The following is a 19,934-nucleotide window of genomic DNA, read 5'->3' as shown; positions in this document are numbered from 1 at the left end:
TTTTTATTCAGGCAGGCTGCCGATGTGCAGTATATGTCTGTTAGGCATGATCAGGCGGTGGATCGTTCCAGCAATTGCATGAATTCATCGGCCGGTACGGGTTTTGAGAACAGGTAGCCTTGCCCGTAATCGCACCCGATCTGGGCAAGCAGATCGCGTTGTGTGGTGGTTTCCACGCCCTCGGCGATCACGCGCAAATCCAGCTTGTGCGCCATGGTGGCGATCGCTTCGCACAAGGCCAGATCCTCGCCCTCTCCTGACAGGTTGCGCACGAATGACTGGTCTATCTTGAGGTAATCAATATCAAACTTCTTGAGATAGGACAGTGACGAGTAGCCCGTGCCGAAGTCATCAATGGCCACCTGCATGCCAGCATCCCGGAAATGCAGCAGTTTGTCCGAGATGCCGCTGTCGGCATTGAGCAGCAGGCCCTCGGTAATCTCTACTACGATATTGTGACCGCTTAGCCCAAGCCTGCTCAGGTATTCCATCCAGTCCTGATGCGCCTGGGTGCGATCGCGGAACTGCACTGGGGATTTATTCACGCTCACCTGGAAATTGTCACCCGCCATCGGAATGCATTGTTTGACCAGCTGCGCTGATTGCTGGAACACCCAGTCGCCTATCTCGTGTATCAGGCCGGTTTCTTCGGCCAGGGGAATGAATTCAGCGGGGCTGATAAAGCCCAGTTCCGGGTGTTGCCAGCGGATCAGCGCTTCTGCCTTGTGGATGCGCTGGCTGGTGAGATCCACAATCGGCTGGAAATAGACCGTGAACTGGTTCAAACCCAGCGCATTGCGCAGATCGCGCATCATGCGCATGCGGGCCTGCGCCATCGCCTGCATCATGGGGGTGAAGAAACTGAAGCGGTTGCGGCCATTCTTTTTCGCTTCATACATGGCCTGATCCGCATTTTTCAGTAACTCGGCGCTCGTGGTCGCATCTTCAGGGAACACCGTAATGCCAATGCTGGCAGAGAGATAGACGATTTCACCTTCCAGATCGTAGGGCGCGGCAAGGGCGTCCAGCACGCGTTGCGCGATCAGTGTCATCACGCTGGGGTCAGGCAGGTTGGCAATGATCACGGTAAATTCATCGCCACCCAGCCGCCCGACGGTATCGGTTTCTTTCAGGTGCCGCTGAATGCGATGCGATGCTTCGATCAGCAGATAATCACCGTGACTGTGGCCCAAGGTATCGTTCACTTCCTTGAAGCGATCCAGATCAATGAACAGCAGCGCAAACTGGCTATGGTCGTGCTGCGATTTTTTGATCTCTTGCTGCAGGCGGTCGCTGAACAGACGGCGGTTGGGCAGTTGCGTCAACAGGTCATAATTGGCCTGATTCCAGATCAATGCATCGGCGCGTTTTTTCTCGGTAATATCCGAAAACAGCGCCACCCGGCGGAACAGCTTGCCGTCTTCGCCGTAAATATTATTGATGGTCAGCCATTCGGCATATTCTTCCCCACTCTTGCGGCGATTCCAGATCTCACCACTCCATTCTCCGGCGGTTTCCAGGGTATTCCACAGCTCCTGGTAAAACTCTTTGCCTTGCCGTCCTGAGCTCAGGAGTTTGGGGTTTTTGCCGATGACTTCTTCCAGCGAGTACCCCGTCATTTCGCTAAACGCCGGGTTGATGGTGATGATGTTGTTATCGGCATCGGTCACCAGCATGGCTTCGCTGCTGTGCTCGAATACCGTATGCGCCAGGCGCAGCTCTTCTTCGGCTTGTTTGCGCGCAGAAATGTTTTCGGAGGCGATGATGATGCCCTGTATGGTCTGGTGGTCATCCAGCCAGGGCGTGATCATCCAGCGTGTCCATAAATGCTGGCCATCCGCTCGTACCCACAAATCCTCTTCCTCTTCCAGCCGCTCACCCGCCAGGGCGCGTCGATGCGCCAGGCGCCATTTTTCGGGTATGTCGGGGTGTGCTTCATAGTGGTTCAAGCCAAGCAGGCTGCCATTGGGGCAACCAAACTCCTGTTGCCACTGGTTGCTGCAGGCGAGGTAGCGCATATCTCGATCAAACATGGCGACACAGATCGGCGCCTGCCGGATAAAGGTTTTTTGTTGTTCCACCGCCTGTTTTAGCGCCGTTTCGGCGTGCTTGAGCTTGGTGATCTCGAGCCGCGTACCACTCATGGTCAGCGCTTCACCCTGCACTGATCGATGAGTAACCCGTCCGCGATCTGCCACCCAGATCCAGTGCCCGTTCTTATGGCGACGGCGGGATTCGCTGGCAAAGTAATCGGTCTCACCCCTGAGATGCGCTTCCAATGCCTGTACCAGCTGTTCAAGATCATCCGGGTGGCAGAGCGCACGGCAACTGTCAGCGGTGCAAGGCTCCAGCTCATCTGGCGTATAGCCCAGCATCTCCGCCCAGCGCGCATTGACGATACAGTCGCCGCGCCGTATATCCCACTCCCAGGTCCCAGCCGCCGTGCCATCAATAATTTGCTGTAATCGCTGGTGCTGATTGGCAAGCTCGGCGGTTTTGGTTTTAACGCTTCTGCGCAACAGGAAAATCCATAGCAGGACGATCGCCCCCACCAGGCTCAACAAGCCCAGTGCTGGCGCGATATAGCGGCTATAAGGCAGCAGTACCGGCGATTGCCCCACCCATTTCTGGAACATTTCGATCTTGTCTTCACGCGGAATCCGCGCCATGCCGCTTTCAATCAGCTGCAGTGTGTCGGTGGCGCCCTTTTTCACCGCATAATGAAACTGCCCCTGATACAGCTGGAAGGCTTTGCGGTATTGTTGCGTAGGGTCCAGTTTGTAAAGGTAGTAATTGGCTGGGTACTCATCCATGCAGAACAGCTTGACCTGCTCATCCAGCGCGCCTTTGATCAGGGATGTGTAATCCGGATAAAGCTTGAAATTGGTCACGGAGTCCGCCCGCAGTCGTTCAATACAGGCATCGCCTGCCTGCACACCAATCAGAAACCCACGCAGGTCATGCGCGGAGGCAATGCCGGGAATGCTGGCATGGCTGTAGATGGCGACGGGGAGATTTGCGTAAGGCTGTGAAAAATCATAGATCGCATCGCGCTCCGGCGTGCGGAAGATCATGTCGATGACATCCGCCTCTCCGTTGAGCAACGCTTGCTGGGCCTGATCCCAGTGGGTGGCGATCAGCTCAACCTTGATGCCGGTTTCCTGCTCCCAGCGTTTCCAGATATCCATCTGGTAACCTTCAAGATGACCGCTGGCATCGCGAAACAGGTAGGGTGGATAATTGTCATCAGTAACGACGCGCAAGGTTTGCGGCTGGGTATAGGCTGATATGGCGGGCAGCCCCAGCAGGGCAAATAGCATCATGCGCACCATGAAAATGCGCTTGGCTTGAAGCCACAGCCAGCCTGCCACTACGCGGTTTAATGCACCGGTGGCGAAGCTTTTATGGCTGATGTCGAGAGCGGCGCGCAATGTGGTTGTGCCAATATTTCAAGAGGGATGGGGCGACGCTATCGGTCGCCTGACGTGAGCAAACCCCATGCCCTGCTTATTATTGTTAGGCCCTTCGGGTGCGTGAACTGCAAGCCTAAACAACTTGCCGGGGATGTGCAATAGTCTGCGATCAGCATGGGGCGGTGTAAAATGCAGCAGCCCTTTTTACCTGTCCATCATGCCGCCTTTGACGCCTACCAGCCATTATCTTGCCGCTTATCCGGCCAGCCTTGTCACACAGGCACTGGATGTTATCCGCCAGGGAAAACTCGCGGAGATTTTTCTGGCGAAATACCCTGAGCCGCATGCCATCCGTACCGACAGGGGCCTGTACGATTTTGTGGTGAAGATAAAAGACGAGTACCTGCGCAATAGTGGTCAACTCAGCCGGGTGGCATACGACAGCAAACTGCATATCGTGCGTCATGCACTGGGTACGCATACGGCCATTTCACGGGTGCAGGGCGGCAAGCTCAAAGCCAAGCGCGAACTGCATGTGTCGGGGCTTTTTCGCAGCATGCCGGAAGCCTTTTTGCGCATGATCGTGGTACACGAGCTGGCGCATTTCAAGGAGCGCGACCACGACAAGGCGTTTTACCAGTTATGCTGCTACATGGAGCCGCAGTACCACCAGCTGGAGTTCGACTTGCGGGTGTACCTGACCTATCTTGATGCCGGCGGCGAGCCACTGTGGGAGCCCAGAAGCGCGCCTTGAGAATTAGTTGCCGCTGATGATGCAGTTACGGCCCAGCTGCTTGGCCTGATAGAGCCGCTGGTCCACCGTGTTGATAAAGTCCAAAGACTCATCCTGGTAGCCAGGGATCACGGTGCCCACACCCACGCTGATGGTAAGTACGGGGCCGATCAGGGATTTGGCATGCGGAATTTGCGCCTTGAAAATCAGCTTGCGGCAGCGTTCGGCAATTTTTTTGGCAGCGTCGCTATCGGTCTGCGGCAGCACCAGGACAAACTCCTCTCCGCCAAAGCGCGCAAAAAAGTCGTTCGCACGTGTACCCGCACTGCTCAGTATTTCCGCCACCTGCTTCAGGCAGTCATCGCCCTGAATATGTCCGTAGTGGTCGTTGTACTGCTTGAAGTAATCAATATCCAGCATGATGAGTGACAGCGGCTGGCTGTTGCGCCTGGCATTGGTCCACTCCACCTGAATGATGGAATCGAACATGCGGCGATTGGCGACACGTGTCAGGCCATCCTGAAATGACAGCTCTTCCAGCTCTTTCTGCAATTGCAGCAGTTTCTCTTCCGTTTTCTTGCGCTCGCTGATATCAAACATGAAGCCGATCAGCGCTTCGACTTCGCCATCCGCATTGCGCAGCACATGCACCACATCGCGGATCCATATGTATTCGCCATCCTTGGTCAGCGCACGATAGTCTGCTTCGTGATCAATCCCGGAGCGCGATTGCGACACGCAATAATCCACTACCCATTCACGGTCTTCGGGATGCATACGCGCTGCCCAGTCGCCTGCGCTCACCCAGCTCTCAGGGGCCCATCCCAGCAGCGTTTCGATCTGCGGACCGATGTAGCTGAATGTCATGGTGCGCCAGTCTATTTTCCAGGGAATCGCTTTGGTGGATTCCAGCAGGGTTTTATAGACGGTGCTGTCTTCTTCAAGGGGTTTTACCGGGTTACTCATAGTGGCGGGTGACGCCTTGTCCTGTGTCATGGGCTTGTGTTCATATTTTAGACCAAATATGCAGCGTATCGCCGGGTAGCTGGAGTGATATCTGCCCTACTGCAGGGAGCGTGTCTGCGCTCAATGGATTTGCAAGCGAGCCATGCGTTTGATGGCCTGAGGTGGATGCCCCAGCGTGCGGATGAAGGCCCGGCGCATGCGCTCGGGGTCGGCAAAACCGGTTTCCCGTGCCACCACGTCTATCGGGTGCCGCGCGGTTTCTATCATGGATTTGGCCGCTTCCACGCGCAGGTTTTCAATGGCTTTGGCGGGTGATTGCCCGGTCTCGGCGCGAAAAGCCCGGCTGAACTGGCGCGGGCTCAGGTGGGCGACATCGGCCAGGTCTTCCACGGACAAAGGCTTGTGCAGGTTGCTACGGGCGTAGGTCAGGGCGGTCTGGATGCGGTCGGACTTGGGTTCCAGCGTCAGCAGTGCCGAGAACTGCGATTGGCCACCCGTGCGCCGGTGGTACACCACCATGCGCTGGGCAATGGTGCGCGAAGCATCCAGCCCGATGTCGGCCTCTACCAGTGCCAGCGATAAATCTATGCAGGCCGTCATGCCTGCCGAGGTCCATACCTTGCCCTCGCGGATGAAGATGCGATCTTCTTCCACCTTGACTTTGGGGTAACGGCGCTGCAATTCACGCGCATGGCGCCAGTGGGTGCTGGCGCGCAGCCCGTCCAGCAGGCCCGCTTCAGCCAGGATGAAAGCGCCGGTGCATATGCTGGCAATGCGGCGACTGCCGCTGTGTGCCTGTTGCAGATAGCCGAGCAGGCCTGGGCTGGCCGAATGGATGCCGATGCTGCCCATCATGATGACGGTATCGTATGCATGCGCATCGAATGCTTCCGTATGCACTGCAACCCCGGCTGAACTGGTCACGGCACCGCCGTGTTCGGATAGCAGATGCAGCTCATACACTGGCTGCTGGCTGACCATGTTGGCCATTTCAAAGACGGTCATGGCTGCCAGATCCAGAATCTGAAAGCCGGGGAATACCACAAATCCGATACGCATCATGATGTCTCAAAAGGTGGGTTAAATGACATTTAAGTCATAGATTACGTGCATATACTGACTCTCGTCAATGGCTTATTCAAACACCCACTTGAATTTATTTATCAAGGAGAAACACATGACGACGTCTACTCAAGGCAAGGCACTCATTACGGGTTCATCTTCCGGCATCGGCGCTGTTTATGCAGATCGCCTGGCCAGACGCGGTTACGATCTGGTGCTGGTAGCGCGTGATACCACCCGTCTGCAAGCACTGGCCGACAAATTGCACGCCGCCACGGGGCGTCAGGTAGAAATCCTGGGCGCTGACCTGACGCGCAAACAGGACCTGGAGCAGGTAAAGCAAAAGCTGCTCGCCGATAGCGACATCAGCGTGCTGGTGAATAATGCGGGTAGTGCCGCGGTGACCTCGCTGCTGGATTCCAACCTGGACCAGATCGACACCATGATTTCGCTCAACGTCACCGCGCTGACACATCTGGCTGCAGCGGCTGCCACCAGTTTCGTCAAGCGCGGCAATGGCACCATCATCAATATCGCATCGATTGTGGCGCTGGCGCCGGACATGCTGAATGGCAGCTATAGCGGCAGCAAGGCCTATGTATTGAATCTCAGCGAATCCATGCATCACGAGTTGTCCGGCAAGGGCGTGCGTGTGCAGGCCGTACTGCCGGGCGCCACACATACCGAGTTGTGGGATCGTGCCGGTTTCTCTGTCAATCATTTGCCACAAGAGATCGTTATGCCAGCCGAAACCATGGTCGATGCAGCGCTGGTCGGGCTTGATCTGGGCGAAGTGGTGACTATTCCTTCCTTGCCCGAAGCGTCCGACTGGACACGCCTGGTGGATGCGCGCAATCATCTGCGCCCCAATCTTTCGCACAAACAACCGGCCGCCCGCTATCTGCAAGCCGTGCGTCAGTAATCCTGCTGAACAGCATGGGCTCGGGCACGCTCCCGAGTCCATGTTTTTTCATGTGCATGTTGATATTGCTTGAGGGGTAGCTCATGTCCTGGAAAGTACCGCGCCGTTTTCGGCCGATTGTGTTTGCCGCAGTGATGTCCGCTTTCAGTGTCATGCTGGTTTCCGGCACGCTCACACTGCGGCATTTGGGCTGGCATGCCGGTTTCATGCGAGAGTGGTGGCATGCCTTCTGCACCGCATGGCCTGTGGTTTTTCTGGCCATTTTGCTGGTGGCGCCCCTGGTCGGCCGGCTGGTGGAACGCATTGTGGCGTCCGAGTAATCGCTACCTCCCCTTTCAAGCGTTGCTCAACGCCCGGCGTCAACAAACGCCTGATACAGATTGCGCTCGCGCAGACAGCTCTCGGCGTTTTTGTCCGCGCAGAACCCGCGAAGTTTGCAAAAGCAGATGTACTGCCCCAGTGTTTCTGTCGATAGCGATTCGGTTCCCCCCGCAGCTTGCTGCTGGCGCAACAAGGCTGCCAGCGCGGCTTGTTCGTCAGGAATCGGTAGTGTGGTCATGATGGGCTCTCGTTAATGTGGTTATGGGGATGGGCTGATCCATCACGATGATGTGGCGCCAGCTTAGGCCAGCAGGTATATCAACAGCCCGAAGTACAACAGCGCAAACACGGCAACCAGCCAGAACACCCACAGCATATGCTGATGGATATGCTTTAGGGTGGTATTGATGTCATCCAGCTTGCCGGCTATTTCCTGATCCATGAGATTCTCCTGTTGCGCCCTCCATGAGGGCCTGCTTATCTTGTCTGCTTAGGGGCGAGTATCCATGGCCGGTTCCGTGTGAGCAGCCTGCATAACTTATGTATGCATTGCACTGACTGAACCATCAGGCCTGGCGTGCGTCAGGTTGAGTGGCAATAGTGAAAATGGAGTGAGGAGAGGGCGATGTGGCAAGGTGCGGTTTTGTTCAACTGGCTGATGATGGGGCTTTTCAGCGCGATGCCTGCAGTGGCTGCCGAGCGGATTATCAACCTGACGAACGGGGAGGAGGTGTCGACCGTCCAGCTGGCCGCTGATCTCGCGCAGCAGGATGTGCTGTTGCTGGGCGAAGTCCATGACAATGCGCTGCAGCATCAGCGGCGTGGCGAACTGCTGAAGCAGCTCAAGGGTTATAAACCCATGGTCCACGTTGTCGCCGAACATCTGCCATCCGGGCAGACGGTGCAGTGGGATGGCCCATTGCTGACCGATCTGGAGCGCGCCGGATTCAATGCAAAAAGCTGGCAGTGGCCCGCGCATGAGGGCTTGTTTGCCGCCATGCGCGAGGCCGGGATATCGCTCACTGGTGGCAATCTGGCACCCGAGCAAGCCAGAAGTATTGCGCGGCAGGGCGCGTCTGCCGTGCCGACGACGCTGGCAGGCATTCTCCAGCAGGCACCCCTGTCGCCGCCTGCGGTGGCGACGCTGAATCAGGATCTGCTCGATGGGCATTGTGGTCAGCTGCCGCCGCAGCATTTGCCTGCCATGCTGCTCGCGCAACGCGCACGTGATGCCGCCATGTTCAGTGCCCTGCGCGACGCGGGTTCTGGCATGGCGGTGCTGGTGGCGGGCAATAACCATGTGCGGCGCGATTATGGAATCCCCGTCATGTTTCGGGCCCTGTTGCCTGAGCGCCAGTTGCGCGTGGTCGGCTTCGTTGAGGAGACTCCCGGGCTGAACACCCGGCGCGATGAGTTGCGTCGCCAATATGATTATGTATGGATCACCCCGGTGCAGGACCGCCCAGACCCTTGTCAATGATGCGCGGCGACAGGCCGGATGAGGGCTGGCCCCACACCTGAAAATGTTGGTTCTGGCATTCATCCCGGCTGAGCTTATGAAATAAAGCCGTTCCGCTATATGAAGTTATCTTGTGCCATATCAGGTGTGCAAATATTTATGCAGACCTCCATAAAAGTTATTCACTTCATGCCCGATAACGTATTACATTGCTAACAATTTAGTGATGTTCATCACAGGCTTGTCCTCTTTTATTGCTGTTGAATTTGCTGAAAAGGGTCCTTGATGCTGGATAGTGCGCAAGAAAAAATAACGGCTAGAGAAAAATATCTGCGCACCTTGCTGGATAACTTTCCATTCATGGTCTGGCTGAAAGACACGAACAGTCGCCTGTTGGCCGTCAATCGTGAATACGCACGTGTCGCCGGCGTTTCTTCGCCGCGTGAGCTGGAAGGTAAAACGGATTATGACTTTTTTGATCCGGCGCTGGCACAGGAGTATGTGGAAGGCGACCGGCATGCCATGGCCAGTGAAGAGCCCGTGGGCACCCTCAACCGGCTGCGTACCGCCGATGGCCAGGATATCTGGATCGAATCCTATAAATCCCGTCTGGTCATTGATGGCAAAGTCGAAGGCACGCTGGGATATGCGCGGGATGTGACCGACGCCATCCGCCGTGAACGCGAATACCACTCCCTGATCGAAAACTCTCCCAACCTCATCGTGCGTTTTGATGCCCATGGCAGGCGCACCTTTGTTAACCAGAAAACCGTCAGTTTTTATGGCGTAAATGAATCCATGCTGCTGGGGAAAACGCCCAGCGAGTTTCCCGGTGGCGATTCGGCTTATGGCTATGAAAAGGCAGTGAGCGAGGTGTTTCGCACAGGTCGGGCAGCGGCGATGGATATGCACTGGCATGCGCAGGATGGCGCGCGCAAGATCATCCATATCTGGTTGGCCGCCGAGCTGGACGCGGCCGGTGCGCCGATTGCCGTGATCGGCATGGGGCAGGATGTCACCGAAACTTACGAATATCAGGAACGCATACACCACCTGGCGTATTTCGATACGCTGACCAAACTGCCCAATCGTGCGCTGCTGATCGACCGCATCGGGCAGACCATCGCTGAAGCCGAGCGCCATGCTTATCCATTCGGGCTCATCATGCTTGATCTGGATCGCTTCAAGGAAATCAACGATACCCTGGGTCACGCGCTGGGCGATGTGCTGTTATGTGAAGTCGCCAACCGCCTGGAAAAATGCGTGCGGCCTTATGATACGGTCGCCCGCCTGGGCGGTGACGAGTTCGGTATTCTGGTCTCTGAAATGCGTGTGCCGGAAAACATCACCCGCGTGGCTGACAAGGTGTTGCAGGCGTTTGACCAGCCCTTTCTGGTAGAGGGTCATGATGTCTTTGTCACGGCCAGCCTGGGCCTTGCGGCTTACCCTTCGGACAGTCACGCCGTGGACGACTTGCTCAAGTACGCCGACTCGGCGCTGTTTCATGCCAAGCATCTGGGGCGCAACAATTTTCAGTTCTACTCGACAGATCTGACGATCAAGGCCGCCGAGCGGCGCGAGGTGGAAACCAATCTGCGCTTTGCGCTCAAAAAAGAAGAGTTTTTGCTGCATTACCAGCCGCTGGTTGACCTTGCCACACGCGAGATCATTGGTGCCGAAGCCTTGCTGCGCTGGCAGCCTGAGTCGGGCAAACTCATCATGCCAGACAAGTTCATTGGTATCGCCGAAGAGACCGGGCTGATTATCCCGATAGGTGAATGGGTGCTCCGTTCTGCCTGTCAGGTCGCGGTAGCGCTGAATAGCGGTCGCAGGGAGCCGGTGACCGTCGCAGTCAATTTATCCACCCGCCAGTTCCTGCACAATGACCTGGTATCTTCCATACAAACCATTCTCACCGAGACAGGCTGTCATACCGACTGGATCAAGCTGGAAATCACCGAAAGCCTGCTGCTGGAAAACACCGACAACATCCAGCACATGCTGCAAAGTCTCAGTGCCATGGGCTTGTGTATCTCGATTGATGATTTTGGCACCGGCTATTCTGCCCTGAGCTATCTGCATCGCTTTCCGGTGCGCGAACTGAAAATCGACCGCTCATTTACCAGCGATATTACGGACAACGCGGAACGCGCGCTGATCGTGCAGGCCATCGTCTCACTGGCAAGCAACCTGAATAAAAACGTGGTGGCAGAAGGGGTTGAAACCCTGGAGCAGGCCGATTACCTGCATAAGATGGGTTGCCCGCAAGCGCAAGGCTACCTGTTCAGCAAGCCCTTGCCGCTGGAGCAGTTTGTCGCCCTACTGGGCTGATGGGTGTGGCAACGCGACGCTGCACGCCGCCAGGGTGGAATGCTGCAAGCGCTAGGGTCTTGCCGACAGGGTAAGCCGCTCCAGCCCCATGGAGCAGAGGCGCTCGGCGATATCCCATTTATCTGTCGTGGTGTCGTGATTGAAAAAAAGAATGCTGAAGATGCCTTCAATCTGCGCTTGGACATACAGCGTATAAAGCGCGACATCGCTATCGGCGGCGAGGCTGCCTTCCTGTATGGCGGCTTGCAGGCACTGCGCAATGACGGCGGCGCGTTTTTGTTCCCAGCGCTCGCGTATGCTGACCAGTTCAGGTGTGTCGTCTATGCGCACGTAGAGAATGAACAGCACGCGCTGCAGCGAACTGGCGTCGATGTAGGAGTGCACTTCGTGCAGGCAGTAGCGTTTCAGGTACACCAGCGCGGGCTCTTCCGGGCCCCGCTCCACTGAAGGGGCGTGATGGATGGCGCGCTCGGCCATGGCAATCGCCAACTCCACTTTGCCCTTGTAATGCCCATAGACGGCACCGCGTGACACATGGGCTGCATCCGCAATATTGGCCATGGTGGTGAGACTCATGCCGCGCTCGTAAATGACATGTTCGGCAGCGTCCAGGATCAGGTCGCGGGTGCGCTGGGAGTCTTCTTTTGTTTTGCGTGCCAAGGCATGAACTCGCAGGAATCGAAGCGCGTAGTATACACCGATAATTAATCAGTCACGATTGATTGATTATCGGCGCTGGGCTATGATGCCCCATTCTTTTCAGTTGGAATTTTCAAATATGGGTGTTTCTCCAGCAGGGTGGCGGAGAGTATTTTTCACGGTGTCGGTGCTTGGGCTGATGAGCGCATGCTCTTCTGGCGACCAGGCGGCATCGGCTGGCGCTGCCCCGGTGGAAGTGCAGGTCATCCAGGTGACGGAAACGCCAGTGACCATGGAGGCCGAGATTCCTGGCCGTCTGGAAGCATATCGGCAAGCGGAAGTGCGGGCCCGTGTGGCGGGCATTGTCACTGAACGTGTTTATCAGGAAGGCCAGGAGGTCAAAAAAGGCACGCGGCTGTTCCTGATCAACCCCGAACTGCTATCGGCGGCGCGTGAGGATGCGGCGGGCGCACTGGCGCAGGCCGAAGCCAATCATCTCAATGCCCTGGACAAGCTGGAACGCTACAAGGATCTGGTCAGCGACCAGTCGGTGAGTCAGCGCGATTACAAGGTGGCCGCTTCGGAAGAGCTGGCGGCACGCGCTGCCCTGCTGTCTGCCAAAGCCAGGCTCAACCGGGCCAATCTGGATCTGGGGTATGCGCGGGTGACGGCGCCGATTGATGGCATTGCCCGGCGTGCACTGGTGACTGAGGGCGCGCTGGTCGGGCAGGATAGTCCTACCCCGCTGACCACCATAGACCAGATCGACCCGATCTACGTGAATTTCTCGCAACCGGCGGCGGATGTCATGGCGCTGCAACGCGCGATGCGCGCCGGCCAGGTGCAAGGCAAGAAACAGGGGCAGGTTACCGTGCGTCTGATCCTGCCGGATGGCACGGAGTATACCCACAAGGGCAAGCTCTACTTCTCTGACCTTGCGGTCAACAGCACGACGGATTCGGTCGCCATGCGCGCCCTGTTTGACAATCCGGACCGCGAGCTTTTCCCCGGCGCCTATGTGCAGGTGAAGCTGGATCAGGCCGTGAATCCACATGCCATCCTGATTCCGCGGGATGCCCTGATCAGAACCGCACAATCGGCTCAGGTGATGACGCTGGACAAGGATGACAAGGTGGTGCCGGTGGAAGTGCAAACCAGCGGCATGCAGGGGCGCGAGTGGATCGTGGTCAAGGGGCTGAAAGCAGGCGATCGCGTGGTGACCACCAACGTGGCGACACTGGCACCGGGGGCGAAGGTAAACGTCACCCCGGCCGCAGGCCAGACTCCCTGATGCACTCCGCTTGAAGAACCCAAGGCAAATTTATGGCTAGATTTTTTATTGACCGCCCGGTGTTCGCCTGGGTGATCGCACTGTTGATCATCCTCTCCGGCATATTGGCAATACGCGGGCTGCCGATTGCCCAGTATCCGGATATTGCGCCGCCCGTGGTGAACATCAGTGCGACGTATCCTGGCGCTTCTGCACGGGTGGTGGAAGAAACCGTCACCTCGGTAATCGAGCGTGAAATGAACGGGGTGCAAGGCCTGATGTATATCTCGGCCACCAGCAGCCAGAGCTCGGCCGGGCTCAGTCTTACTTTCAAGCAGGGTGTGAACCCTGACCTCGCCGCAGTGGATGTGCAGAACCGCCTGAAAACCATCGAAGTGCGGCTGCCGGAAATTGTGCGCCGCAATGGGATTTCCGTGGAAAAGTCGGCGGACAGTTTTCAGCTGATCGTCTCTCTGACGGCGGATGACCCGGCAACCAGCGAGGTAGACCTGGGCGAGCTCGCCTCGGCCAATGTGATCCAGACGCTGCGGCGCGTACAGGGCGTGGGCAAGGTGCAGTCCTTCAGTCCGGAATACGCCATGCGTATCTGGCCCGACCCGACAAAAATGGCGGCGCTCAACGTGACGGCCTCGGATATTGCCTCGGCCATCCGCAGCTACAATGCGCGCGTCACTATCGGTCAGATCGGCGCCAATGGCGTACCGGAGAACGCCCCCATCAGCGCCTCCATCGAGTCTGAAGCCGTGCTTGCCACGCCAGAAGACTTTGGCAATGTGCAACTGCGCACCAATGCCGATGGTTCGGCCTTGCTGGTCAAAGATATCGCCAGGGTGGAGCTGGGCAGTAGCGATTACTCGTTCTCATCCAAGGTGAATGGCAAAAACGCAGCGGGCATGGCGATCAAGATGGCCCCTGGCTCCAACGCCGTGGCCACGGTCAAACGCATACGCGCGGCGCTGGATGAACTGCAGCTGTACTTCCCGCATGGCGTGACTTATCAGATTTCGTACGACACCTCGGCCTTTGTCAGTATCTCGATTGAAAAAGTGCTGCACACCCTGATCGAGGCTATTGTCCTGGTGTTTCTGGTGATGTATCTCTTCATGCAGAATTTCCGTGCCACGCTGATTCCTACCGTGGTGGTGCCGATAGCGCTCATGGGCACTTTCAGCGTCATGTATGCGCTGGGCTTTTCCATCAATGTGCTGACCATGTTTGGCATGGTGCTGGCGATTGGTATCGTGGTGGACGATGCGATTGTGGTGGTGGAGAACGTCGAGCGCCTGATGGCAGAAGAGGGACTCTCGCCTTATGAAGCCACCGTCAAGGCGATGTCGCAGATCAGCGGTGCCATTGTCGGCATTACGGTCGTGCTGGTGTCGGTGTTCATCCCCATGGCATTTTTCAGCGGTGCGGTCGGCAATATCTACCGGCAGTTCTCTTTATCGCTGTCGGTGTCCATCGCCTTTTCCGCTTTCCTCGCACTGTCGCTGACGCCTGCGCTCTGCGCCACCTTGCTGAAACCGATTCCCCAAGGCGGCTCGCATGGCCATCGTGGCTTCTTCGGCTGGTTTAACCGCCGCTTTGCCTGGCTGACCGAACATTACCAGGGGCGCACCAAAAAAATCCTGCAAAAGCCCATACGCTGGATGGTGGTCTACGGCAGCCTCCTGGCGGTGGTCGCGCTGTTGTTTGTGCGCTTGCCGACGGCATTTCTGCCGGATGAAGACCAGGGTAACTTCATGGTGGTGGTCATGCTGCCGCAGGGCGCTACCATGGCGGAGACCGACGCCGTGCTGAGTGAAATCAGCCAGCATCTGCAAAAAACTGAGCCGATTGAATATGTGTTTGAAGTCGGTGGCTTCAGCATTTACGGTACGGGCACCAGCAGCGGCATGTTGTTCGTGACATTGCGTGACTGGAAGGAACGTACCGCCGTCGAGCAGCAGGTGAAAGCGATAGTGGAACGGGTGAACATGCAGTTTTACGGGCGGCCCAACCAGACCATTTTTGCCCTGAATGCACCGCCTCTGCCTGAGCTTGGCTCAACCAGCGGCTTTGACATGCGCTTGCAGGACAGGGGCAATATCGGGATGCAGGCGCTGGCCGAAGCGCGCGACAAGCTGCTGGCGAATGGCGCCAAGAATGAGGCGTTGACCAACCTCATGTTTGCCGGCATGCCGGATGCGCCACTGGTGCGGCTGGATATCGACCGCCGCAAGGCGAGCGCACTCGGCGTGAGCATGGATGAGATCAACGATACGCTGGCCACCATGTTCGGTTCCAATTACATCGGCGATTTTGTCTATGGTAACCAGATCAGGCGGGTCATCGTGCAAGCACAAGGCCATAGTCGCCAGAGCCTGGATGACCTCAATAATCTTCGGGTACGAAACGCCAAAGGCGAGTTTGTCGCGCTATCTTCGTTTGTCACCATGACCTGGACTACGGGCGCACCCCAACTTACGCGCTTTAATGGCTACCCCTCATTTACCATCAATGGCAGCGCTGCCCCCGGCCGCAGCAGTGGGGAGGCCATGAATGAAATGGAACGCCTGAGCCGACAACTGGGCCAGGGCATCGGCTTTCAATGGGCCGGCCAGTCGTATGAAGAACAGCTCTCCGGCAGTCAGGCCACCATGCTGTTTGCGGTGTCCATCCTCATTGTATTCCTGGCATTGGCGGCCTTGTATGAAAGCTGGCTGATTCCGCTATCGGTCATCCTGGTGGTGCCGCTCGGCGTGCTGGGGGCGTTGCTCGGCGTCACCTTGCGCGACATGCCGAACGATATCTACTTCAAGGTGGGCCTGATTGCGACCATAGGCCTGTCGGCCAAGAACGCCATCCTGATTGTGGAATTTGCCAAGGATCTGTATGCAGGCGGCATGAATATCATCGACGCCACCCTCGAAGCCTCGCGTCAGCGCTTGCGTCCTATCGTGATGACGTCGCTGGCGTTCGGCGTAGGCGTATTGCCGCTGGCACTGGCGACAGGTGCTGCCTCTGGCGCGCAGTCGGCTATCGGCACCAGTGTGCTGGGGGGGATTATCTCTGCCACGGTGCTGGCAATCTTCCTGGTTCCGCTTTTCTTTGTATTGCTCGGACGCTATATCAAACGCCCACCACTGTCTCAACCGACCAACAAGGACGCAGCATCCGTATGAGAACAAGCTTGCCGTGGCTTATCGCCGTGCTGGTTTCACTGAGTCTGGGCGCCTGCTCGCTGGCGCCTCAGTATGCGCGGCCTGCATTGCCTGTGCCTGAAGCCTATCCGGTGGCGACAGAGCCCCAAGCCGCCGAGTTTGCCCTGGACTGGGTGCATTACTTTCAGGATCCCGACCTGCAGGCGCTGATCAAGCTGGCGCTGGAAAACAATCGCGACTTGCGCATTGCCGTGTTGCGCATTGAAGAGGCGCGTGCGCAATATGGCATTCAGAAAGCCGACCGCCTGCCCACCATCAACGGCACGCTGGGTTATGAACGCAGCCGTAGTGTGCTGACGCAGGGCCAGAAATTCGATACGGATTACTACCGCGCGGGCGTCAATGTCACCGATTTCGAGCTCGACTTTTTTGGGCGGGTGAAGAATCTTTCCAGCGCCGCGCTGGAGCAGTTTTATTCCATGCAGGATGCTCGTGAGAGCGTGCAAACCAGCCTGGTCACCGAGCTGGCGACGGCTTATGTGAATCTGCTGGCGCTGAACGAACGGTTGACGCTGGCACAAGACACCTTGCAATCGCGCCGGGCTTCGCTGAGCAGAATCAAGCGGCGCCATGAAGGCGGACTGGATAATGCCATTGAACTGAAAACGGCCGAGATTCAGGCCAGTAGCGCCGAGGCCAGTGTTTCGGCACTGGCGCGCGAGCAAGCGCTGGCGATCAATGCCTTGCACCTGTTGACGGGCGACAAGGCTCCTGCCAGCGCCATGCCGCCCAAGCCGCTCCACAGCGTGCAGGTGGAAACCGTGGCTCCCGGCTTGCCTTCGCAACTGCTGGAGCAGCGCGCGGATATTCGTGCCGCCGAGCACCGGCTGATCGCGGCCAATGCCAATATCGGCGCCGCACGGGCGGCTTTCTTCCCGCGCATTCAACTCACCACCAGCGCCGGGCTGGTCAACGATGATCTGCTGGGCCTGTTTGGCGGTGGTAGTGATCGCGTGTGGAGTTTTACCCCGCAACTGGTGTTGCCGATTTTCAATGCCGGCCGTAACCAGGCCAGTCTTGATCTGGCCGTGGTGCGCAAGGATGTGGCCGTGGCCGAGTACGAAAAAGCCATACAAACCGCATTTCGTGAAGTGGCCGATGTGCTGGTAGTCAGCCGCCAGATTGATGACGAGATCGCCCTGCAATCCCGCATCGCCGAGGCGGACCGCGAGCGCCTGCGACTTGCCACGCGTCGCTACGAGCGCGGGGTGGCGAATTACCTGGAGCTGCTGGATGCACAACGCAGCCTGTTTGAGTCCGATCAGCAGCTGGTAAAGCTGAAACAGCTGGGATTGGTCAACAAGATCAACCTGTATAAAGCCCTCGGTGGTCACTAGCCAGCTTCCATGGCTTTCATCCGCAAGTAAGCACTTCTCTATCTCGCATGGTCTGCGAGATTATGCAAAATAAATGTCCATGCTATTCAAGGTTGAATAACTAATAACGATTCAACCTTGTTTGGCTGGGGTGCCAATAAATTTGTAACAAATTGTATCTTATGGGTTTTTCCACGTTTTTCGGGCAGTTTGGCAGCTAAATTTTCCAATTAAATCAAAATCTTTTTAAAGAATCGCAATCGCTGACCGTAATCTGAGTTAAACGCTGCTGACACAGTGCGCGAAGATAATACGGGTGCTGGTGACTTTGATATCTGGGGATTCAAATACAGCGTTCAGCATCGCCAGGCTGGTGGTGCTGATTGAGCAAACTGCACTCTTTTCCTGTTGTTGATCAATGGATTGCATTGTGGAAATACCGGGAAAATCCTCATTAAGACGGTTGACACCCTGTCACCCGACAAGAGCAGTCTTTTATGCTGCCTGATAAATAAGGATTTAATTGTGAGTGGAAACGACAACAGTATGACCTCCGCGCAAGATGCCATGCAGGAGGCAGGGCAGACTGAAATCGTAGGGCTTTCAGATCTTTGCTACAGTGCTTTGCCGATATGGTCGGGGCAGGTGGAGTTTGCCCGGCAACATACCGAGGAGGAGGTCGGCCAGCTCGTCAGTCGTTTCTCCAATCTCTCACAGCGCATCAATAACGCCATCAAGTCCTCGCAGGGCAATGACAGTGAACATGGCATCGTCAGCCTGCTGCGCGATAGCCAGTCCCAACTGAACGACATCACCACCAGCCTGCGTAACTCCCTCGAAGAAAAAAAAATCCTGCTCAATACCGTGCAGCAGCTAGCCAGTGTGACCCGCGAGTTGCAGGAGCTGGCCAATACGGTAGGCCAGATCGCCAAGCAGACCAATATGGTGGCGATCAATGCCGCCATTGAAGCGGCTCACGCCGGTGAGCTCGGCCGTGGCTTTGCCGTGGTGGCGGATGAAGTGCGCAAGCTTTCCAGCAACTCGGCCCGCGTAGGCAAAAACATTGCCGACAAGGTACAGAGCGTGAATGGCGGTATCGCCGAAACCCTGGCCATGTCCAAGCAGTACTCCGAAAACGACCAGCTCATGGTGCAAAACGCCGAAACTGCCATCAACGATGTGCTGGGCAAGTTCAAGCATCAGGCCGATGAGCTGACGGCATCTGCCGAGACCGCCCGCAGCGAAAGCAAGCACATCGGCGGCGAGATTGCGCAAGTGCTGGTGTCGCTGCAGTTTCAGGATCGGGTAAGCCAGATTCTGGCCAATGTGTCAGAGCAGCTGAACATGCTGCATCAGGAGGTGGCCTCCGGCACCGCTTACATTGATCCGCAATCCTGGCTGGGCCGCATGCAGAACAGTTACACCATGCCCGAGCAGACCAATATCCACAGTGGTCATGCTTCGGTTGCCGCATTGCCGAATAACGATGCAGACAACGAAATCACGTTTTTTTAGCCCATTTTTAGTCCATGTTCAAAGAGGGGAAGTAAATGTCCAAAACAGTCATGATCGTCGATGACTCAACGACGCTGCGGCAAGTGGTACGACTGGCATTGGAAGGCGCGGGATACAGCGTGCTGGAAGGTGCAGATGGCAAGGACGCTTTGTCCAAGCTTACCGGTCAGAAAGTGCACCTCATTGTCAGTGATGTGAATATGCCGAATATGGATGGCATTACCTTTGTGAAGGCCGTCAAGCAGTTGCCTGCTTACAAATTCACACCGGTGATCATGCTGACCACCGAAGCCGGGGAAAGCAAAAAGCTGGAAGGCCAGGCTGCTGGCGCCAAGGCATGGGTGGTCAAGCCATTCCAGCCTGCGCAGCTGCTCATGGCGGTTTCCAAGCTCATCATGCCCTGAGCATTTCTCAGGCTTCGATACTTACGAAAGCGATGCCATGACGATAACTGTCCACATTAATGGAGCCATGGGCCATGTCGTCATTGAAGGTGAAATGACGATTTTCGAGGCAGCCGAATACCACGCCGCCCTCCTGCCGCCGGTCACCCAGTGCCACACGCTGGAACTCGACCTCACCAATGTCACGGAAATTGATACATCGGGTTTGCAGTTGCTGGTCTCGGCCAAGCTGAGATCGCAGCAAACCGGGTCCACATTAAGCATTACCGGCCATAGCGAGACAGTGCAGCAAGTGCTGGACGCGACCGACCTGGCAGGCTTTTTCGGCGATCAGGTTGTACTGACTGCAAGCGAATAAT

The 19,934-nt window shown here is 56.8% G+C and carries 18 protein-coding genes; 11 read left to right on the top strand and 7 right to left on the bottom strand.

Going from position 1 to position 19,934, the window contains the following annotated elements; all coding sequences use genetic code 11:
* Positions 1-50 precede the first annotated feature (50 nt).
* Positions 51-3,431 (bottom strand): EAL domain-containing protein, encoded by a 3,381-nt coding sequence (locus tag LG203_RS13450; RefSeq protein ID WP_230346226.1) that lies wholly within the window; start codon positions 3,429-3,431, stop codon positions 51-53.
* A 199-nt stretch (positions 3,432-3,630) separates the two neighbouring features.
* On the opposite strand from LG203_RS13450, the gene LG203_RS13445 reads away from it, so the two are divergent.
* On the top strand, positions 3,631-4,167 hold the full coding sequence (locus LG203_RS13445; protein ID WP_230346225.1) for a YgjP-like metallopeptidase domain-containing protein: 537 nt from the start codon (positions 3,631-3,633) through the stop codon (positions 4,165-4,167).
* A 3-nt stretch (positions 4,168-4,170) separates the two neighbouring features.
* On the opposite strand, the gene LG203_RS13440 is transcribed toward LG203_RS13445, so the two are convergent.
* Together LG203_RS13440 and LG203_RS13435 are read right to left on the bottom strand one after the other, a co-directional pair.
* On the bottom strand, positions 4,171-5,142 hold the full coding sequence (locus LG203_RS13440) for a sensor domain-containing diguanylate cyclase (protein WP_230346224.1): 972 nt from the start codon (positions 5,140-5,142) through the stop codon (positions 4,171-4,173).
* 90 nt (positions 5,143-5,232) lie between these two features.
* Complete coding sequence (locus tag LG203_RS13435; RefSeq protein WP_230346223.1) at positions 5,233-6,174, bottom strand: GlxA family transcriptional regulator; 942 nt, start codon at positions 6,172-6,174, stop codon at positions 5,233-5,235.
* A 115-nt stretch (positions 6,175-6,289) separates the two neighbouring features.
* Here LG203_RS13435 and LG203_RS13430 point away from each other — a divergent pair, with 115 nt between their 5' ends.
* Together LG203_RS13430 and LG203_RS13425 are read left to right on the top strand one after the other, a co-directional pair.
* Positions 6,290-7,096 carry an SDR family NAD(P)-dependent oxidoreductase gene (locus LG203_RS13430; RefSeq protein WP_230346222.1) on the top strand — a complete coding sequence of 269 codons (807 nt, stop codon included), beginning with the start codon at positions 6,290-6,292 and terminating at the stop codon, positions 7,094-7,096.
* Between the two features lie 83 nt (positions 7,097-7,179).
* Complete coding sequence (locus LG203_RS13425) at positions 7,180-7,416, top strand: DUF2798 domain-containing protein (protein ID WP_230346221.1); 237 nt, start codon at positions 7,180-7,182, stop codon at positions 7,414-7,416.
* Positions 7,417-7,442: 26 nt separating this feature from the next.
* Here the strand turns inward: LG203_RS13425 and LG203_RS13420 are convergent, their stop codons facing one another.
* Both LG203_RS13420 and LG203_RS13415 read right to left on the bottom strand, forming a co-directional pair.
* Positions 7,443-7,655, bottom strand: a complete 213-nt coding sequence (locus LG203_RS13420) for a hypothetical protein (protein ID WP_230346220.1) — start codon at positions 7,653-7,655, stop codon at positions 7,443-7,445.
* 63 nt (positions 7,656-7,718) lie between these two features.
* Entirely contained in the window at positions 7,719-7,859 is a 141-nt protein-coding gene (locus tag LG203_RS13415; protein WP_230346219.1) for a hypothetical protein, read from the bottom strand.
* A gap of 183 nt (positions 7,860-8,042) precedes the next feature.
* On the opposite strand from LG203_RS13415, the gene LG203_RS13410 reads away from it, so the two are divergent.
* Positions 8,043-8,897 (top strand): ChaN family lipoprotein, encoded by an 855-nt coding sequence (locus LG203_RS13410; RefSeq protein WP_230346218.1) that lies wholly within the window; start codon positions 8,043-8,045, stop codon positions 8,895-8,897.
* Between the two features lie 264 nt (positions 8,898-9,161).
* Positions 9,162-11,207 carry a putative bifunctional diguanylate cyclase/phosphodiesterase gene (locus LG203_RS14390; protein ID WP_268867404.1) on the top strand — a complete coding sequence of 682 codons (2,046 nt, stop codon included), beginning with the start codon at positions 9,162-9,164 and terminating at the stop codon, positions 11,205-11,207.
* Positions 11,208-11,258: 51 nt separating this feature from the next.
* On the opposite strand, the gene LG203_RS13390 is transcribed toward LG203_RS14390, so the two are convergent.
* On the bottom strand, positions 11,259-11,867 hold the full coding sequence (locus tag LG203_RS13390; protein ID WP_230346217.1) for a TetR family transcriptional regulator: 609 nt from the start codon (positions 11,865-11,867) through the stop codon (positions 11,259-11,261).
* A gap of 118 nt (positions 11,868-11,985) precedes the next feature.
* On the opposite strand from LG203_RS13390, the gene LG203_RS13385 reads away from it, so the two are divergent.
* The 3 genes from LG203_RS13385 to LG203_RS13375 are packed head-to-tail and all read left to right on the top strand — an operon-like array spanning position 11,986 to position 17,677.
* Positions 11,986-13,137 carry a MexX/AxyX family multidrug efflux RND transporter periplasmic adaptor subunit gene (locus LG203_RS13385; protein ID WP_268867403.1) on the top strand — a complete coding sequence of 384 codons (1,152 nt, stop codon included), beginning with the start codon at positions 11,986-11,988 and terminating at the stop codon, positions 13,135-13,137.
* Between the two features lie 32 nt (positions 13,138-13,169).
* Positions 13,170-16,301: a multidrug efflux RND transporter permease subunit gene (locus LG203_RS13380; protein ID WP_230346215.1), complete on the top strand. Its 3,132-nt coding sequence runs from the start codon at positions 13,170-13,172 to the stop codon at positions 16,299-16,301.
* A complete protein-coding gene (locus tag LG203_RS13375; RefSeq protein WP_230346214.1) occupies positions 16,298-17,677 on the top strand; it encodes an efflux transporter outer membrane subunit in 1,380 nt (459 codons plus the stop codon). The genes LG203_RS13380 and LG203_RS13375 overlap by 4 nt, the downstream gene beginning before the upstream one ends.
* A gap of 258 nt (positions 17,678-17,935) precedes the next feature.
* On the opposite strand, the gene LG203_RS13370 is transcribed toward LG203_RS13375, so the two are convergent.
* Positions 17,936-18,085, bottom strand: coding sequence for a hypothetical protein (locus LG203_RS13370; protein ID WP_230346213.1), 150 nt, complete (start codon positions 18,083-18,085; stop codon positions 17,936-17,938).
* 117 nt (positions 18,086-18,202) lie between these two features.
* Between LG203_RS13370 and LG203_RS13365 the strand changes: the two genes are divergently transcribed.
* From LG203_RS13365 to LG203_RS13355, 3 genes are read left to right on the top strand one after another with little or no spacing between them, the layout of a single operon-like run.
* On the top strand, positions 18,203-19,171 hold the full coding sequence (locus LG203_RS13365; protein WP_230346212.1) for a methyl-accepting chemotaxis protein: 969 nt from the start codon (positions 18,203-18,205) through the stop codon (positions 19,169-19,171).
* A gap of 35 nt (positions 19,172-19,206) precedes the next feature.
* The gene (locus LG203_RS13360) at positions 19,207-19,575 is read left to right on the top strand and encodes a response regulator (RefSeq protein ID WP_013443418.1); all 369 of its coding nucleotides are present in this window, start codon (positions 19,207-19,209) and stop codon (positions 19,573-19,575) included.
* 37 nt (positions 19,576-19,612) lie between these two features.
* A complete protein-coding gene (locus LG203_RS13355) occupies positions 19,613-19,933 on the top strand; it encodes an STAS domain-containing protein (protein WP_230346211.1) in 321 nt (106 codons plus the stop codon).
* The last annotated feature ends 1 nt before the right edge of the window (position 19,934 follow it).

The organism is Methylovorus mays, assembly GCF_020531915.1.
Taxonomy (GTDB): Bacteria; Pseudomonadota; Gammaproteobacteria; order Burkholderiales; family Methylophilaceae; genus Methylovorus; species Methylovorus mays.
This window is presented reverse-complemented; position numbering and strand designations above follow the sequence as displayed.

What these genes read in the sequence shown, in the direction of transcription:
- LG203_RS13445 (WP_230346225.1), top strand. Translation starts at nt 3,631, where the DNA reads ATGCCGCCTTTGACGCCTACCAGCCATTATCTTGCCGCTTATCCGGCC.
- LG203_RS13440 (WP_230346224.1), bottom strand. Translation starts at nt 5,142, where the DNA reads ATGACACAGGACAAGGCGTCACCCGCCACTATGAGTAACCCGGTAAAA.
- LG203_RS13435 (WP_230346223.1), bottom strand. Translation starts at nt 6,174, where the DNA reads ATGATGCGTATCGGATTTGTGGTATTCCCCGGCTTTCAGATTCTGGAT.
- LG203_RS13430 (WP_230346222.1), top strand. Translation starts at nt 6,290, where the DNA reads ATGACGACGTCTACTCAAGGCAAGGCACTCATTACGGGTTCATCTTCC.
- LG203_RS13425 (WP_230346221.1), top strand. Translation starts at nt 7,180, where the DNA reads ATGTCCTGGAAAGTACCGCGCCGTTTTCGGCCGATTGTGTTTGCCGCA.
- LG203_RS13420 (WP_230346220.1), bottom strand. Translation starts at nt 7,655, where the DNA reads ATGACCACACTACCGATTCCTGACGAACAAGCCGCGCTGGCAGCCTTG.
- LG203_RS13415 (WP_230346219.1), bottom strand. Translation starts at nt 7,859, where the DNA reads ATGGATCAGGAAATAGCCGGCAAGCTGGATGACATCAATACCACCCTA.
- LG203_RS13410 (WP_230346218.1), top strand. Translation starts at nt 8,043, where the DNA reads ATGTGGCAAGGTGCGGTTTTGTTCAACTGGCTGATGATGGGGCTTTTC.
- LG203_RS14390 (WP_268867404.1), top strand. Translation starts at nt 9,162, where the DNA reads ATGCTGGATAGTGCGCAAGAAAAAATAACGGCTAGAGAAAAATATCTG.
- LG203_RS13385 (WP_268867403.1), top strand. Translation starts at nt 11,986, where the DNA reads ATGGGTGTTTCTCCAGCAGGGTGGCGGAGAGTATTTTTCACGGTGTCG.
- LG203_RS13380 (WP_230346215.1), top strand. Translation starts at nt 13,170, where the DNA reads ATGGCTAGATTTTTTATTGACCGCCCGGTGTTCGCCTGGGTGATCGCA.
- LG203_RS13375 (WP_230346214.1), top strand. Translation starts at nt 16,298, where the DNA reads ATGAGAACAAGCTTGCCGTGGCTTATCGCCGTGCTGGTTTCACTGAGT.
- LG203_RS13370 (WP_230346213.1), bottom strand. Translation starts at nt 18,085, where the DNA reads ATGCAATCCATTGATCAACAACAGGAAAAGAGTGCAGTTTGCTCAATC.
- LG203_RS13365 (WP_230346212.1), top strand. Translation starts at nt 18,203, where the DNA reads ATGACCTCCGCGCAAGATGCCATGCAGGAGGCAGGGCAGACTGAAATC.
- LG203_RS13360 (WP_013443418.1), top strand. Translation starts at nt 19,207, where the DNA reads ATGTCCAAAACAGTCATGATCGTCGATGACTCAACGACGCTGCGGCAA.
- LG203_RS13355 (WP_230346211.1), top strand. Translation starts at nt 19,613, where the DNA reads ATGACGATAACTGTCCACATTAATGGAGCCATGGGCCATGTCGTCATT.